The organism is Dactylosporangium sp. NPDC049525, from assembly GCF_040676755.1.
In the GTDB taxonomy this organism is placed as follows: domain Bacteria; phylum Actinomycetota; class Actinomycetes; order Mycobacteriales; family Micromonosporaceae; genus Dactylosporangium.
Genome location: NZ_JBFAPO010000038.1, coordinates 1 through 13321 on the forward strand (window position 1 = coordinate 1; position 13321 = coordinate 13321).

A 13321-nucleotide genomic window follows, 5' to 3' on the forward strand; every position below is an offset into this window, starting at 1 on the left:
CCGGGGTGCCGCCCGCCGGCGTCTGCGCCCAGCGCCGGCGTTCAGCCCCGCAGCCGCAGATTGAGCCGGGCCGCCTGCCGGGTCAGATGGTCGCGTTCGGCCAGGTTCGACGCCGAGCGGGCCGCCTCGGCGTACAACCGGGCCGCGGCGACCAGGTCACCGTCGCGTTCGTGCAGATACGCCGCGACCGCCGTGTAGCGCGGCAACGCACTGTCCACACCCGCCAGCGCCGCCAGCCCGGCCCGCGGGCCGTCGGCCTCGCCGACCGCGACCGCTCGGTTCAGCCGCACCAGCGGACTGCCGGTCAGGCGGACCAGCTCGTCGTACCACTCCACGATCTGCACCCAGTCGGTCTCCTGCGCCGAACGGGCATCGGCGTGCAGCGCCGCGACCGCCGCCTGCGCCTGGAACTCACCCAGCCGGTCCCGCGCCAGGGCCGCCTGCAGCACCTCGACGCCCTCGGCGATCATCGCCGTGTCCCACAACCCGCGGTCCTGCTCGGCGAGCGGCACCAGCCGGCCATCGGCGCCGGTCCGCGCCGGCCGCCGGGCATGGTGCAGCAGCATCAGCGCGAGCAGCCCCGCGACCTCCGCATGATCGGTCCTGGCGGCCAGCTGGCGGGTCAGCCGGATCGCCTCCGCGGCCAGGTCGACGTCACCGGAATAGCCCTCGTTGAAGACCAGGTACAGCACCCGCAGCACCGTGCCGACGTCACCGGGCCGGCCGAACCGCACCCCCGACACGGTCCGCTTCGCCCGGCTGATCCGCTGCGCCATCGTCGCCTCCGGCACCAGGTACGCCTCCGCGATCTGCCGCGTGCTCAGCCCGCCGACCGCGCGCAGCGTCAACGCGACCGCCGACGCCGGCGTCAACGACGGATGCGCACACAGGAAATACAGCTGCAGCGTGTCGTCGACCACCTCCGCCGGACCCGGCGCGGGCTCACTGTCGACGCGGACCTCACGGAGCCGCCGGGACTCCTCCGCGCGGGCCGCGTCGAGGAACTTGCGCCACGCGACCGTGATCAGCCAGCCCTTGGCGTCCCGCGGCGGGTCGCCCGGCCACACCCGCACCGCCTCGACCAGCGCATCCTGCACGGCGTCCTCGGCCGCCGCGAAGTCCGCCCCGCGACGCACGAGGACACCGATCACCGTCGGGGTGAGGGTCCGCAGCAGGACCTCATCCACCACGCGTCACTCCGTGATGGTCGGCAGCGCACACATGAACGGCCGCAGCTCGAGCCACTCGCCGACCGGCCTGCCACCCGCGCCCGGCGCCGCGGACAGCTCACCGGCGAGCTCGACGGCCCGCTCGTACGTGTCGACGTCGATCACCATCCAACCGGCGATCAGGTCCTTCGTCTCCGCGAACGGCCCGTCGGTCACCGGCGGGCGCCCCGCACCGTCCGACCGGACGAACACGCCGTCCGGTGACAGCGCCTGACCGTCGACGAACTCGCCGGTGCCCACCAGCCGGACGGCGAAGTCACGCATGTACCGCTCGTGCGCCGCCACCTCGTCCGGCGTCCACTGGTCCATCGGCACGTCGTTGGTCGCCGCCGGGGCGCCCCGGTAATGCTTGAGCAGCAGGTACTTGGCCATCATGGTCTCCTCGGTGCGGTACGGCCGTCGTCGCCGTGTCCGCTGCGGGGACGCAGCCGCGCCCCGGTTCTCGACATCCGCCGGGACATTCGTTCCGCCCGGGTCCCGCCTATTGTCGGTGCCTGTTGTCCGGTGCTTATTGTCCGGTTCCGGGGCGGCGCACGCGCAGCAGCACCACGCCGACGGCGGCGGCCAGCAGGTGACTGGCCGCGAGCACGCCGACGAGGACCGCCGGCGGGGCACCGGCGACCAGCGTGAACGTCGCCGCACCTGCCGATGCCGCGGTGAGCTTGATCCCGGCGCCGAGCGTGAACACCTGCGTGCGGGTCCCCGGCGGCGCCTCCTGCGACCGGACCTGCAGCACCGAGGACAGCAGCGGGCCGTCCAGGACCCCGGCGACCGCAAACACCCCGACCAGGACCGGCCACGGCACCCCACCCAGCACCGCACCGGCCAGCCCGGCGAACGCGGCACCGACCCCCACCAGGCACGCCACCGCGACCAGCTGCGGCGCCGGCCGCACCGGGAACCGCGCCACCAGCAGCGAACCACACAACGCGCCGACGCCGAGCGCCGTCACCAGCAGGCCACCGCCGGCCGGGCGCCCGGCGGCGACCCCGAGGACGACGGCGACGGGGGCGATCATCCCGGCGCCGTAGGAGGCGATGGCGGTCGCCGCGGTCACCGCCAGCAGCGGCCGGCTCCGCACGATCGCCGCGAGACCGTCCCGGACCCCGACCCGCGCCGCCGCCGTCGCGGGCCCGCCACCGGGGACCACCGAGACCGCCGCGCCGCTACCGTCGGCGACGGAGTCGCCGCCCGCCGCACCGACCGGACCTGCCGTGCCCCCACGTCCCACTGCGGTTACCGGCGCGGCGCCGGCCACATTGCCGGTCACAGTGCCCGCCGCGGTGTGCGGCGCGGCGCTGACGGCGGTGGACGGTGCGGCGGTGGCCGTGGCCGTCACGTCGGCCGCGGTGTGCGGGTCGGCGACGGTGAGCAGCGCTCCCGCCGCGAGCAGGCACGCGCCCGCCAGGACCATCGCCGCGAACGGCACCCCGAACGCCGCCACCAGCAACGCACCGGCCGCCGGACCCGCGATCTCGGCCACGTTGTACGTCGCCGCGTCCAGCCCACGCGCCTGAGCGCGGCGCGCCGGCAGTACCACGTCATCCAGGCGACTCGACAGGCCGCCGAAGATCATCGGCCCGCAGGCGCCGGCGACCAGTGCGAGAGCGACGACGAGCGGCAGCGGCGCCACCCCCGTCAGCAGCAGCACCGCGCCGAGCGCGACCCCGAACAGCGCCGCGAACCCCGCGTGCACGAGCCGCGGCTGGCGGGCCCGGTCGGTGACGAGCCCGACGAACGGGCCGGCGAGCACGTGCGGGACCATCACCGCGGCCAGGACCAGCGCGCCCAGCGCCGGGTTGCCGGTGTGCCGCACCGACGCGAGGAGCAGCACGACGCCGCCGCCCGCGTCCGCGGTCCGGGCCAGGGTCGCGGCCGTGAGGAGACGGGCGAGCATCGCAGCAACGTACCCGCTGTGCTGCGGACCGGGCTGAACCGGTGCAGGATCGAGTGATGGATGTAGCAGTGACGGACTGTGAAGACGGTGTCGTGCTCGTCGCGGTGCGCGGCGCCCTCGACATCGACTCCGCCCCCCAGTTACGTGAGGCGATGCACGGCGCGCTGGACCGCGGCAGGTCCCGGATCGTGGTGGACCTCGGCGACGTCGAGTTCTGCGACTCGATCGGGCTCGGGACGTTCGCGTACAGCCACAACCGGTGCGTCGCCGACGGAGGCTACCTGCGGCTGGCGGCGCCGTCGCCGTTCCTGGCGGGGCTGCTGGACACGGTCGGGCTCACCGGCCGGATCCCGGTCCACGACACGGTCAGCGACGCGCTGTCCAGTGGCCGGGGCGGCTGAACGCCGCCGGCAGCTGGGTCGCGCCGTCACCGCGGGCGGCGTCCAGCTGCGACTGGATCAGGAACAGGGCGCCGCGCAGGTCCGCGCCCCGCAGGTCGGCGCCGCGCAGGTCCGCGCCGGTGACGTCCGCGCCGGTCAGGTCCGCACCGCGCAGGTCCGCGCCGACCGCTGCCGCACCGCGCAGGTCCGCGCCGCGCAGATCGGTGCGCCGCAGGTCCTTGCCGATGACGTTTCTGCCCTGGTACGCCCGCCGCCTGCCCCGCACGTGCGCCCTGGCCAGTTCGCTGGCTTCGCGCAGCAGCGGCACCACGGACATCCGGTGCGCGTCGACGTCGACTCCTGCGAGGGCGTCGGCGGGCAGGTCGGTGAGGCGGCGGGTCTCGGCGAGGGCGTCGTCGAGCCGGGCGTGCAACGGCGCCGCGGCCGGCAGGTCCCGGGCCTCGGTGAGATACCAGAGCAGCTCGTGCAGGTGTCGCATGGTCGCGAACACGGCGAACATCAGCGGCGCCGACGACGGTGCCTGCCGCCAGTCCTTGCCCGCGAACGTCACCTGGGCGACCTTCTGCCCGGCGCCGAAACAGTCGTAGACGGTGCAGCCGGCGAACCCGCGCGGCCGCAGCTCGGTGTGGATGCCGCAGCCGAAGCCGTGCTTGCCTTCACCTTCGCTGTGGCCGAGGTTGGGGCAGGGGTGGCCGGCGGGTTTGTCGATGGCGAAGTCCGCGGACCGGGCGAACGCCGGCGCGACGCAGCACAACCCGAAACAGCTGCCGCAGTCGGCACGCAGAGCGCCCCGACGGTCGGTGACCGCCGGGGCGTCCTTGCTGTCCTGCGTGCTTATGCGGTTGTCCCGCCGCTCAGGCCGAGCGGCCGCGACGGTGGCGGACCTCTTCGAGGCGCTCGTTGAGGATGTCCTCGAGCTCCGCGATCGAGCGCCGCTCCAGCAGCATGTCCCAGTGGGTGCGCGGCGGCTTCGCCTTCTTCGCCTCCGGCTCATTGCCGTCGACCAGCCGGGCCACGCTGCCGTCGAACTTGCACTCCCAGGTCATGGGGACCTCGGCGTCGACGGCGAACGGCACCTCGAACTGGTGCCCCTTGGCGCACAGGTATTCTCGGGTCTGACGCGGAGCCAGCTCGGTGTTGCGGTCGGACTCGTAGCTGACGGCTCCGAGACGGCTGCCGCGCAGCATGCGCTCGCCCATGGTCGGTCTTCCCCTTCGAATCGTGTTGCGCTTCGTTGTAACCAACGACACCACGTGGTCTGACGATTCCCACTGCGGGCGGGCAGATTACACGACCTTCCGGGACGAGCGGTAGTCCAGTCGCCGGGTCGGTACGGTTATTTTACGTTGAGTTTGAATGATCGACCAGTTTGGCGCCGCCGTGGCGCGCCTCACCACCGGTAGTTTCGGCAGGTGGCGGTGCCGGTTGACGGGAACCGGTCAGTTGCGCCAGCGCGCCGCTGAGCGTCGCCAACTGCTGCTGCAGCAGCGCCTGCCCGGTCACCTCCCGCTCCACCGCCCGCGCCAGCTGCGCACGAAGGTCCTCGGCGCGGTCCCTCGCCCGGGCCAGTTCACCCTCCAGCCGGCGGGTCTCATCCTGCAGGCGGGTGTTGTCCTCCTGCAACCGTTCCGTGCTCGCCTGCGCCTGCTCCAACCGGCGCCGCAACCTCGTCGCCTCCTCCGTGCGCCCGGCCAGACCGCGTTCGACCGTCTCCCGGTCCCGCACGGCGCTGTCGGCGACGGCACGGGCGGTGTCGCGTTCCCGGTACGCCTCCGCGCGTAACGCCGCCTCCGTCGCCGCCTCCCGGCGGGCCGCGTCGCGTTCGACGCCCGCCACGGCGGCGGCCGCGTCGGCGTCCCGGGCCGCGACCTGCGCCGCCTCGACCCGCTGCGCGGCGTCACGCTCGGCCTCGGCGACCGTCTGCGCGGCGGCGTGGTGCGCCTCGGCGACCAACACCGCGGCCTCGTCCATCGCCTGCCGGGCGGCGCGCCGGGCGTCTTCGGCGGCCGCGTGCGCCGCCTCGGCGTCGCGGCGGGCCTCGGCGGCGCCGGCGTCCGCGGCCGCGGTCTCCTCCCGCGCCACCGCCGCCACCTGCTCCGCCGCGCGGGCCGCGGCCTCGGCGACCTTCGCGGCCGCCTGCGCGTGCTGGGCCGCGGCGCGGGCATCGTCGCGTTCGGCGTGCGCGGTCAGGACCCCGGCGGCGGCCTCCGCCCTGGTGTGCGCGATCTGCCGTTCGACACCGGCGGGGGACAGCTCCGCGTGCAACGCCTCGACGAGGGTGTCCACGACCTGGTCGAGACGCTCGGCGACCTCGAACGCCCTGGCCACCTGGCCGCTCAGGCCGGGGGAGGCCCGATGCCGCAACCGGGCGTTGCGGGCGGCGCGCTGACATTCGCCGTCGTTGTCGCGGCAGTACCGGAACGGCCGCCCGGCGGCGTTGCGCTGCGGAACCGGCCGGCCGCAGTGCGCACACGGCCGTTCGTCACCATCCTGCTCCGGCTCGTCCCGCGCGGTCTCCCGGCCCGTGTCTCGCGTTGTGTCCCGGCCCGTGTCCCGCGTTGTGCCCCGGGCCGTCTCCCGGTCACCGGCCCGGCCGGGCTCGCGACCGCCGTCCGGCTGGTCCACCCGGACGGTCACGACGGCGCGTTCCTTCGCATCTTTCACGGCCGTGAGCGTATGCGTTCCGCGGCCTTTCCCACCCGACGACACGCCGCATTACCGTATTGCGATTACCGATAATCCGCTAAATCACTCGGAACCGCGTACACCATAATCACTGTTATGTGCGCGGAGGAGCGCGCCGGCGCCCTGACGGCACACAGCAACGGTGTCCGGTCCCGGGGAGGCTGATATTTCCCCGATATAACTGACACGCTGGACCGTCGGTCTGGAAGAGCTGGTTGATGGCATTGCGATCGATGGAGGTGACGGATGGCGCGGCTCATCCATCTGAACGGCCTGCCGGGCATCGGCAAGTCCACCCTGTCGGCGCTCTACGCAGACCGGAATCCCGGCACGTTGAATCTTGACGTCGATGCCCTGCACCGCCTGGTGGGCGGGTGGCAGGACGAGGAAACCGACACGTGGCCGGTCGTGTGGTCCCTGGTCCGGGCCATGGCGAAAACCCATCTGGAGGGCGGGCGCGATGTCGTCCTGCCCCAGTACCACGCCAAGGTCGACGAGGTCATCGAGCTTGAGAAGCTCGCGCACCAGCACGGGGCGGGCTTCCGTGAAGTCGTCCTGCTCGACGACCGGGAAGCGGCGATCGCGCGGTTCGACCGCCGCGCTCAGGAAAGCGACGATCCGTGGATTCGCCACCACCACCGTCTCATCGAGTTGGGCGGCGGGCATGTCGTGCTCGCAACCATGTACGACAACCTGATGGAGGTCGTACGTCAGCGCCCAGGGACGGTGGTGGTGCCGAGCGCGGTGGGGGCGGTGCAGGAGACCTACGAGCTGTTGGCGGACGCCTTACGCGAGCCGGTGTCCCCAGGGCCCAGTTGAGCATGGTCCGTGGCAGCCGCTTCACAGTGCGAGGTCGGGGGTGGCGTTCGAGAAGGTGCTTCCGGTGCGGTCGTTTCCGTCTTACTAGGGGAGGGAGTTGCAGTGGTTGCGCAACATGGGACGCTGCCCGGTGGGAAGGTCGAACATGCCGAGGACCCGTTCGACACGGTCGTCCGGGAGGTCGCCGAGGAAACCGGCTACGAGGCCCGGGTCGAGCAGCTACTCGGTGTGGACTCGCGAACGAGACAGGTGCAATGGGGTGACCCCGGCGGCGCCGAGCTGCACCACGTGGGCATCTTCTACCGGGTCCAGGCCACCGGCGGAGCGCTCCGGCACGAGACGAACGGCTCGACCGACCTGACGCGATGGATGCCGGTGACGGAGGTCCCCGATCTGGAGCGCTCCGTCGTCCTCGAGGTCGGGCTCGAGCTGCACCGCAGTGCGCCGCCGAGCGGGCACGTGGCGCCGATCCAGGTCGCTGGGCTGCTCCGGCACTGACAAAGGCCGTCGCGGTGCACCTCATTCGGGGGCTGGTGCGCCCGCCTCGACGCGGAGCCAGACGTCCGCGGCGCGCAGCCACAGCGTCCCGTCGCGGCCCTGGCCGCAGCGCAGCACGACGGAGCCGGGCATCGCGACCCGCTCGCAGTGCACGGCGGTCCAGACGCCGTCGACGAGGTCGGCGTGGGTCACCTCGGTCGAGGGCTGGTTGTGGGCGCGGCGGGTCAGCACGGCATGGTCGCCGCGCACCGCCACGCCGTCGGGGGACTGCACCGGGCTCGGCCAGCTGGTCACCTCACCCGTCGCGGGTGTGATCCGGGTCAGGAAGGTGCCGCCTTCACCGGGCCGCGAGTACCACACCAACCAGATCTGATCGCCTTCGGTGGCGGCGCTGAACCCTGCGAGGGGCCACTGCGGCAGGCGCCCGCCCGGCGTCCAGCGGAGCCGGCCCCGGCCGTCCCAACCGGCGAGCCCGGCCGTGGACTGCGGGTGGCCGCCGTAGATGCCCTCGTCGCCGTAGGCGGTCCAGATCGACCCGTCCCGGGGCGTACACCACCGCGTTCGACTCCCACGAGCCCTGCCCGTCCATGCGGGCGCGGCCGTTCGCGATGAGGAGCCGATCGCCGGGTTGCAGGGCGATGTGACTGGGCCGGATCGGGATCGACGGGATCGTGCGGTGATGGACGGAGCCGTCGGGGCGGCGGACGACGAGGACACCGTCGAACGGCACCTCGGGCATCCAGCCCAGCCACCCCGCGATGGTCGACGGGCGGGTCAGGTGCCGGTGCGCGACGACCAGCACGGCGAGCTCCTGCGCCGGGCCGATCGTCCACCACATCGGACGTCCCCACTGCTCAAGGCCGGCCGGTTCCCGCACCTGGTGCATCACGATCGTCAGTCCTTGTCCGGAGGTAGGCGTCCAGGGCGGCGGCGCCGCTGAGCATGGCGCGGCTGCGGGACGACAGGCGGGCGCGCCAGTCGTGCAGCATCGACTCCAGCGGCGCGACGCCGCCGGCGGCACGGATCTGGGCAAGCAGCGGCGCGATCTGCTCCAGCAGGTAACCACCCCGCCTGAGCTGGTGCGCCAGCAGGACGTCGCGGACGTCGGCAGCGCTGTACACCCGATAACCCGTCTGCGGGTCCCGTTGCGGGTGGACCAGCCCGGCGCGTTCCCATTTTCGCAGGGTGGCCGGGCGGATGCCGAGCCTCCTGGACAGCGGACCGACGAACGTGCTGCCCCGTTCCTGCGGCACGGGCACGAGGTCACCGACGGCCGCCTCCACGGCGTGCAGGGTGCGGCGGTCCTCGATGAGCTGGGCGTGGCTGTCGTCGATGAGGCGCAGCGCGTCGCCGGTCGCGTCCCGGTTGACGGCTTGCATGATCGACGTGGCGGTCTGGTGGCCGTGGCCGGGCACCAGGGCGAGGAACGCGCGCAGCGCCTGCGCGTGCAGCGGCGTGTACGTGCGGTAACCGTGCGGGGTGCGCGCGGCGGGCGGGAGGATGCCGGCCGCCTCGTAGTTGCGGACCGCCTGCGTGGACAGGCCGTGCCCGCGGGCCAGGTCGACCGGTCTGAGCTGCACGCCGGTTTGAAGGTTTTGTGTCATCGTCCTGCTGGAATCGTCGCGAAGTTTCCAACGCGGGTTCAACGATACCGTTGACGGTATGACTGCTGCTCTCACCGCCGCGTCCGTGATGGGACTGCTCCCGGGCCGGCCGCGGCTGCTTGCCCTAGGCGAACCCACGCACGGCGACGAGGTCCTGCTCGGCGTCCGCAACGACCTCTTCCGGCAACTCGTCGAACAGGAGGGGTACCGCACGATCACCATCGAGAGCGACTGCCTGCTGGGTCAGGTGGTGGACGAGTACGTCACGACCGGGGCGGGCACCCTGGACGAGGCGATGGCGGGCGGCTTCAGCCACGAGTGGGGCGCCTTCCCCGGCAACCGTGCACTGGTGCGGTGGATGCGCGCGTACAACGACGGCCGGCCCGCGGCGGATCAGGTCCGCTTCGCCGGGTTCGACGGGCCGCTGGAGATCACCGCCGCGGCCAGCCCCCGGCAGGCCCTCACCGCGCTGCACGCCTACCTTGCCGCCCGGGTCGCCGCCGGGCTGCTGCCGTGCACCGCGGACACCCTCGAGGGTCTCCTGGGCGCCGACGACCGGTGGGCCGAGCCCGCCGCGATGCGGGACCCGTCCCGGTCCGTCGGGCAGACACCCGACGCCGACCGGCTGCGGCTGCTCGCCGACGACCTGGTGGCGCTGCTGGCCGCACGGGCGCCGCAGCTGATCGCGGTGTCCGCGCCGCAGGACTGGGACCAGGCCCGGCTGCACGGCCGCACCGCCGTCGGCCTGCTGCGCTACCACCGCTGGATGGCCGACCCGTCACCGCACCGCCTCGCGTGGCTGCTGGCCGTGCGCGACTCGATGATGGCCGGCAACCTGCTCGCCCTGGCCGAACGGGGCCCGACCCTGGTCAGCGCCCACAACGGCCACCTGCAGCGGGAGCTGAGCACGATGCGGATGGACGGGGTGCCGCAGGAATGGTGGAGCGCCGGCGCGCTGGTCACCACGCGTCTCGGCGACGGGTACGCGTTCCTCGCCACCGCGCTGGGCACGATGCACCACCGCGGGGTCGACGCGCCGCCCCCGGACACGGTCGAGGGGATGCTGTACGCGCAGCCGCAGGACGTCTGCCTCGTGGACGCCCGCCGGCTGGCGGGCGGTGTGGCACCGGCGGCGCGGGTGTCGCCGTGGTTCGGTTACGCGCCGCTGGACCCGGCGCACCTGGCGGGCGTCGACGGGATCGTGTTCGTCAAGGACGCCCAGCGCGGTTAGGCGCTCAGCGGGCGAGCTTCGGCTTGCGGACGCGTTCGCGGGTGAGGATCCACAGCGCCTCGACGCCGTCCTTCCACGTGATCTTCTTGCCCTCTTCACGGGTGCGGGCCCGGTAACTGATCGGCACCTCATACGGGCGGTGCCGGTTGCGCAGCAGCTTCCCCGTCACCTCGGCCTCCATGCCGAACCCCGCCGACCTGATCTGCAACGACCGGTACAACTCCACCGGCATGAGTTTGAAACACGTCTCAAGGTCACCGAGATAGCAGTTGTACAGCATGTTCGCCGCGGTCGTGACCGCCTTGTTCCCCATCACATACCAGAACGAAAACGAACTGTGACTCCCGAACGTCCGATTCCCGTACACCACCGTCGCCCGACCATCCAGGACCGGTTCGAGGAGCTTCGGGATGTCCTGCGGATCGTATTCCAGATCCGCGTCCAGGATGACCATGTAGTCACCCGTCGCATGCTCCACCGCGGTCCGGATCGCCGCACCCTTGCCCTTGTTCCGCGGATGCAACACCACCCGGATCCGCTCATCATGCAACCCGTTCAAAATCTCCGCCGTGCGGTCCCGGCTCCCGTCATCCACGATGACAAGCTCGGTCTCGGTCGGATAATCCACATCGAGCGCCTGCTTGACGGCGTCAGCGACGCGAACTTCCTCGTTGTAGACCGGCATCAGGATCGACAGCTTCATCAGGTACTCCGGGGACGGGGGGTCCAGGCCATGGAACAGTAGCGTCGTGTCACCCGCGCGGGTGACACCGGATGCGTTGTGCGGGTCCGGCCGGTCGCGCTGCGGCCACCGGGGTCACCGCGGGCCTTGCCCGTCGGCGCCCGCACGGAAGTACGGCAGCCGGATGTCGTGCGCCGCGAGCACGGATTCGTAGTAGCGCAGGATGTCGGTCATCTCCTCGACGGCGTAGTCGAGGTCCTCCACCGCTTCCCGGTCGCTGGCAGCGGGCCGCAGCCGGTCGGCGGCGTCGGCGAACTGCTGCCGCAGCGCGCTGAACGTGTCGCCCTGCACGTGGATGCCCGGGAACGCGCGGCCTCCCAGCTGCGTCACCGCGACGTTCGTCCCCCGCGCCAGCACGCGCGCCTGCTCGTCGGTCACCGCACGATGATCGCACCCGCTGGCCTGGGCAGCGGCCCGGCGTTCCACGTGGTGGCGCCGTCGATCCCGTGCATTGGGTCGGGAGGGCGTCGGGACACGCCCGGCGGAGCGGTTCGCTACCGGACGGGGGCGCAGCCGTCGGCGACGCTGGCCGTTGCCGCCGCGATCACGGCGTCCAGACGGTCGCGGGTGGCGGCGAGGCCGGTGATCTGCGCGTCGATGCGGTCGCGTTCCGAGGCGAGCAGCTCCAGCGTCTGCGGGGTGGCGTAGCCGGTGTACACGCACGGCAGCAGCTGCAGGATCCGGCGGCTGGACAGGCCCGCGGCGTACAGCTGCTGCACCAGCGTGACCCGCTCGACGGCGCCGTCGGGGTAGGTGCGCTGCCCGCTGGGGGTGCGGGTGGCGCCGAGCAGGCCCTGCTCCTCGTAGTAGCGCAGCGCCCGCACGCTGACGCCGGCCTTTGCCGCCAGTTCCCCGATCCGCATCCTGCGATCCTCCCCACACCGGCAACACTTGCCTCTGACGTCAACGTCAGGTTTTAGCGTAGCCGACATGGAGATCAACGGATCGGTCGCGCTCGTCACGGGCGCGAACCGTGGCCTCGGCCGGCACTTTGCCCAGGAACTGCTCAACCGCGGCGCGAGCATGGTGTACGCGACGGCCCGCGACCCGCGCGGCGTCGACCTGCCCGGGGTGCGGGTGCTGCGCCTGGACGTCAACGACCCGGACAGCGTCGAGGCCGCCGCCGACGTCGCGAAGGACGTCAACCTGCTGGTCAACAATGCCGGTGTCGCCACGGGCAGCAACCTGCTGGACGGCGACCTGGCCCAGATCCGGCTGGAGATGGAGACGCACTTCTTCGGCACGCTGCGGGTCGTGCGGGCGTTCGCGCCGGTCCTGGCCCGCAACGGCGGCGGCGCGATCCTCAACGTCCTGTCGCTGCTGTCCTGGGCGAACTACGACGGCGCCAACGCCTACAGCGCCGCGAAGGCCGCCCAATGGAGCCTCACCAACGGGATCCGCCTCGAGCTCGCCGGTCAGGGCACCGCCGTCACCGGCGTGCACCTGGGCGCCGCCGACACCGACATGATGGCCGGCTTCGACGTGCCGAAGCTGGACCCGGCGTACGTGGCCGCTACCGCCCTCGACGGGGTCGCCGCCGGACGGCCCGAGGTCCTCGTCGACGACGCCAGCCGCGCGGCCAAGGCAGCCCTCGCCGGCGTGTCCTGAACCGGGTGGGGCCTTAGGGTCGGTGGTGTGCCGTCGCTCGTGCCACCCGCGCTGCCCGCCGGGACCCTCGCCGCGCTCACCCAGCCGACCCTGGACGGCGCCGACGGGCTGCGGTTACGGCCCTGGCGGGCGGAGGACGCCGCCACCGTCGCCGCGGCCTACGCCGACCCCGACATCCAGCGCTGGCACTGCCGGTCCATGACCGGCGACGAGGCCCACGACTGGATCGAGCACTGGCAGTCCAGATGGCAGGCGGAGACCGGCGCCGGCTGGGCCGTCACCGACGCCGGCGGCGCGGTCGCGGGGCAGATCGGGCTCCGCCGCATCACCCTCGCCGCCGGTCACGCGGAGGTGTCGTACTGGGTGCTGCCAGCGGCCCGCGGCCGCCGGGTCGCCGGGCGGGCCCTCGACACGCTGACCGGCTGGTCGTTCGGGACGCTCGGCCTGCACCGCGTCGAGGTCTGCCACTCGACACGCAACCTCGCGTCGTGCCGGGTGGCGGACCGCGCCGGCTACCACCTCGAAGGCACCAAACGCGGCGAGGTCCGCCACCTCGACGGCTGGCACGACATGCACCTGCACGCCAGGGTCCACGGATGAGCCTGGC

The 13321-nt window shown here is 72.7% G+C and carries 18 protein-coding genes; 6 read left to right on the forward strand and 12 right to left on the reverse strand.

What is annotated here, in order from left to right; genetic code table 11:
* Nucleotides 1–41: 41 nt before the first annotated feature.
* The 3 genes from AB0K00_RS37985 to AB0K00_RS37995 all read right to left on the reverse strand — a co-directional run bounded on the left by AB0K00_RS37985 (nucleotide 42) and on the right by AB0K00_RS37995 (nucleotide 3126).
* Nucleotides 42–1187, reverse strand: coding sequence for a DUF6596 domain-containing protein (locus tag AB0K00_RS37985; RefSeq protein ID WP_363531363.1), 1146 nt, complete (start codon nucleotides 1185–1187; stop codon nucleotides 42–44).
* A gap of 6 nt (nucleotides 1188–1193) precedes the next feature.
* Nucleotides 1194–1601, reverse strand: coding sequence for a YciI family protein (locus tag AB0K00_RS37990; RefSeq protein ID WP_363531070.1), 408 nt, complete (start codon nucleotides 1599–1601; stop codon nucleotides 1194–1196).
* Between the two features lie 136 nt (nucleotides 1602–1737).
* Nucleotides 1738–3126 (reverse strand): MFS transporter, encoded by a 1389-nt coding sequence (locus tag AB0K00_RS37995; RefSeq protein ID WP_363531072.1) that lies wholly within the window; start codon nucleotides 3124–3126, stop codon nucleotides 1738–1740.
* Nucleotides 3127–3194: 68 nt separating this feature from the next.
* Between AB0K00_RS37995 and AB0K00_RS38000 the strand changes: the two genes are divergently transcribed.
* Nucleotides 3195–3527, forward strand: a complete 333-nt coding sequence (locus AB0K00_RS38000; protein ID WP_363531075.1) for an STAS domain-containing protein — start codon at nucleotides 3195–3197, stop codon at nucleotides 3525–3527.
* On the opposite strand, the gene AB0K00_RS38005 is transcribed toward AB0K00_RS38000, so the two are convergent.
* The 3 genes from AB0K00_RS38005 to AB0K00_RS38015 all read right to left on the reverse strand — a co-directional run bounded on the left by AB0K00_RS38005 (nucleotide 3493) and on the right by AB0K00_RS38015 (nucleotide 6191).
* Entirely contained in the window at nucleotides 3493–4311 is an 819-nt protein-coding gene (locus AB0K00_RS38005) for a pentapeptide repeat-containing protein (protein ID WP_363531366.1), read from the reverse strand. The genes AB0K00_RS38000 and AB0K00_RS38005 overlap by 35 nt on opposite strands.
* Nucleotides 4312–4381: 70 nt before the next feature.
* Nucleotides 4382–4726: an RNA polymerase-binding protein RbpA gene (locus AB0K00_RS38010; RefSeq protein WP_033364323.1), complete on the reverse strand. Its 345-nt coding sequence runs from the start codon at nucleotides 4724–4726 to the stop codon at nucleotides 4382–4384.
* Nucleotides 4727–4868: 142 nt separating this feature from the next.
* Complete coding sequence (locus AB0K00_RS38015; protein WP_363531077.1) at nucleotides 4869–6191, reverse strand: serine/threonine protein kinase; 1323 nt, start codon at nucleotides 6189–6191, stop codon at nucleotides 4869–4871.
* A 267-nt stretch (nucleotides 6192–6458) separates the two neighbouring features.
* Here AB0K00_RS38015 and AB0K00_RS38020 point away from each other — a divergent pair, with 267 nt between their 5' ends.
* Nucleotides 6459–7031: an AAA family ATPase gene (locus AB0K00_RS38020; RefSeq protein ID WP_363531080.1), complete on the forward strand. Its 573-nt coding sequence runs from the start codon at nucleotides 6459–6461 to the stop codon at nucleotides 7029–7031.
* Between the two features lie 9 nt (nucleotides 7032–7040).
* A complete protein-coding gene (locus AB0K00_RS38025; protein WP_363531083.1) occupies nucleotides 7041–7529 on the forward strand; it encodes an NUDIX domain-containing protein in 489 nt (162 codons plus the stop codon).
* A 21-nt stretch (nucleotides 7530–7550) separates the two neighbouring features.
* On the opposite strand, the gene AB0K00_RS38030 is transcribed toward AB0K00_RS38025, so the two are convergent.
* Genes AB0K00_RS38030 through AB0K00_RS38040 form a run of 3 tightly spaced genes read right to left on the reverse strand, consistent with a single transcriptional unit; the run spans nucleotide 7551 to nucleotide 9109 of the window.
* Nucleotides 7551–7889 (reverse strand): hypothetical protein, encoded by a 339-nt coding sequence (locus tag AB0K00_RS38030; protein WP_363531087.1) that lies wholly within the window; start codon nucleotides 7887–7889, stop codon nucleotides 7551–7553.
* On the reverse strand, nucleotides 7867–8418 hold the full coding sequence (locus AB0K00_RS38035) for a hypothetical protein (protein ID WP_363531090.1): 552 nt from the start codon (nucleotides 8416–8418) through the stop codon (nucleotides 7867–7869). Before AB0K00_RS38035 ends, AB0K00_RS38030 begins: the two co-directional genes overlap by 23 nt.
* A complete protein-coding gene (locus AB0K00_RS38040; protein ID WP_363531093.1) occupies nucleotides 8384–9109 on the reverse strand; it encodes a TioE family transcriptional regulator in 726 nt (241 codons plus the stop codon). Before AB0K00_RS38040 ends, AB0K00_RS38035 begins: the two co-directional genes overlap by 35 nt.
* Before the next feature lie 82 nt (nucleotides 9110–9191).
* Here AB0K00_RS38040 and AB0K00_RS38045 point away from each other — a divergent pair, with 82 nt between their 5' ends.
* A complete protein-coding gene (locus tag AB0K00_RS38045) occupies nucleotides 9192–10364 on the forward strand; it encodes an erythromycin esterase family protein (RefSeq protein WP_363531096.1) in 1173 nt (390 codons plus the stop codon).
* A gap of 4 nt (nucleotides 10365–10368) precedes the next feature.
* On the opposite strand, the gene AB0K00_RS38050 is transcribed toward AB0K00_RS38045, so the two are convergent.
* From AB0K00_RS38050 to AB0K00_RS38060, 3 genes are all read right to left on the reverse strand, one after another.
* Nucleotides 10369–11067 carry a glycosyltransferase family 2 protein gene (locus AB0K00_RS38050; RefSeq protein ID WP_363531098.1) on the reverse strand — a complete coding sequence of 233 codons (699 nt, stop codon included), beginning with the start codon at nucleotides 11065–11067 and terminating at the stop codon, nucleotides 10369–10371.
* A gap of 114 nt (nucleotides 11068–11181) precedes the next feature.
* The gene (locus AB0K00_RS38055) at nucleotides 11182–11484 is read right to left on the reverse strand and encodes a hypothetical protein (RefSeq protein WP_363531101.1); all 303 of its coding nucleotides are present in this window, start codon (nucleotides 11482–11484) and stop codon (nucleotides 11182–11184) included.
* A 116-nt stretch (nucleotides 11485–11600) separates the two neighbouring features.
* Nucleotides 11601–11969, reverse strand: a complete 369-nt coding sequence (locus AB0K00_RS38060) for a MerR family transcriptional regulator (protein WP_363531103.1) — start codon at nucleotides 11967–11969, stop codon at nucleotides 11601–11603.
* A gap of 67 nt (nucleotides 11970–12036) precedes the next feature.
* On the opposite strand from AB0K00_RS38060, the gene AB0K00_RS38065 reads away from it, so the two are divergent.
* Nucleotides 12037–12714: an SDR family oxidoreductase gene (locus AB0K00_RS38065; protein ID WP_363531106.1), complete on the forward strand. Its 678-nt coding sequence runs from the start codon at nucleotides 12037–12039 to the stop codon at nucleotides 12712–12714.
* 27 nt (nucleotides 12715–12741) lie between these two features.
* Nucleotides 12742–13314, forward strand: coding sequence for a GNAT family N-acetyltransferase (locus tag AB0K00_RS38070; protein WP_363531109.1), 573 nt, complete (start codon nucleotides 12742–12744; stop codon nucleotides 13312–13314).
* Nucleotides 13315–13321 lie beyond the last annotated feature (7 nt).

Coding starts and splice junctions, on each gene's coding strand:
- AB0K00_RS37990 (WP_363531070.1), bottom strand. CDS start 1,601: ATGGCCAAGTACCTGCTGCTCAAGCATTACCGGGGCGCCCCGGCGGCG.
- AB0K00_RS37995 (WP_363531072.1), bottom strand. CDS start 3,126: ATGCTCGCCCGTCTCCTCACGGCCGCGACCCTGGCCCGGACCGCGGAC.
- AB0K00_RS38010 (WP_033364323.1), bottom strand. CDS start 4,726: ATGGGCGAGCGCATGCTGCGCGGCAGCCGTCTCGGAGCCGTCAGCTAC.
- AB0K00_RS38020 (WP_363531080.1), top strand. CDS start 6,459: ATGGCGCGGCTCATCCATCTGAACGGCCTGCCGGGCATCGGCAAGTCC.
- AB0K00_RS38045 (WP_363531096.1), top strand. CDS start 9,192: ATGACTGCTGCTCTCACCGCCGCGTCCGTGATGGGACTGCTCCCGGGC.
- AB0K00_RS38050 (WP_363531098.1), bottom strand. CDS start 11,067: ATGAAGCTGTCGATCCTGATGCCGGTCTACAACGAGGAAGTTCGCGTC.
- AB0K00_RS38060 (WP_363531103.1), bottom strand. CDS start 11,969: ATGCGGATCGGGGAACTGGCGGCAAAGGCCGGCGTCAGCGTGCGGGCG.
- AB0K00_RS38065 (WP_363531106.1), top strand. CDS start 12,037: ATGGAGATCAACGGATCGGTCGCGCTCGTCACGGGCGCGAACCGTGGC.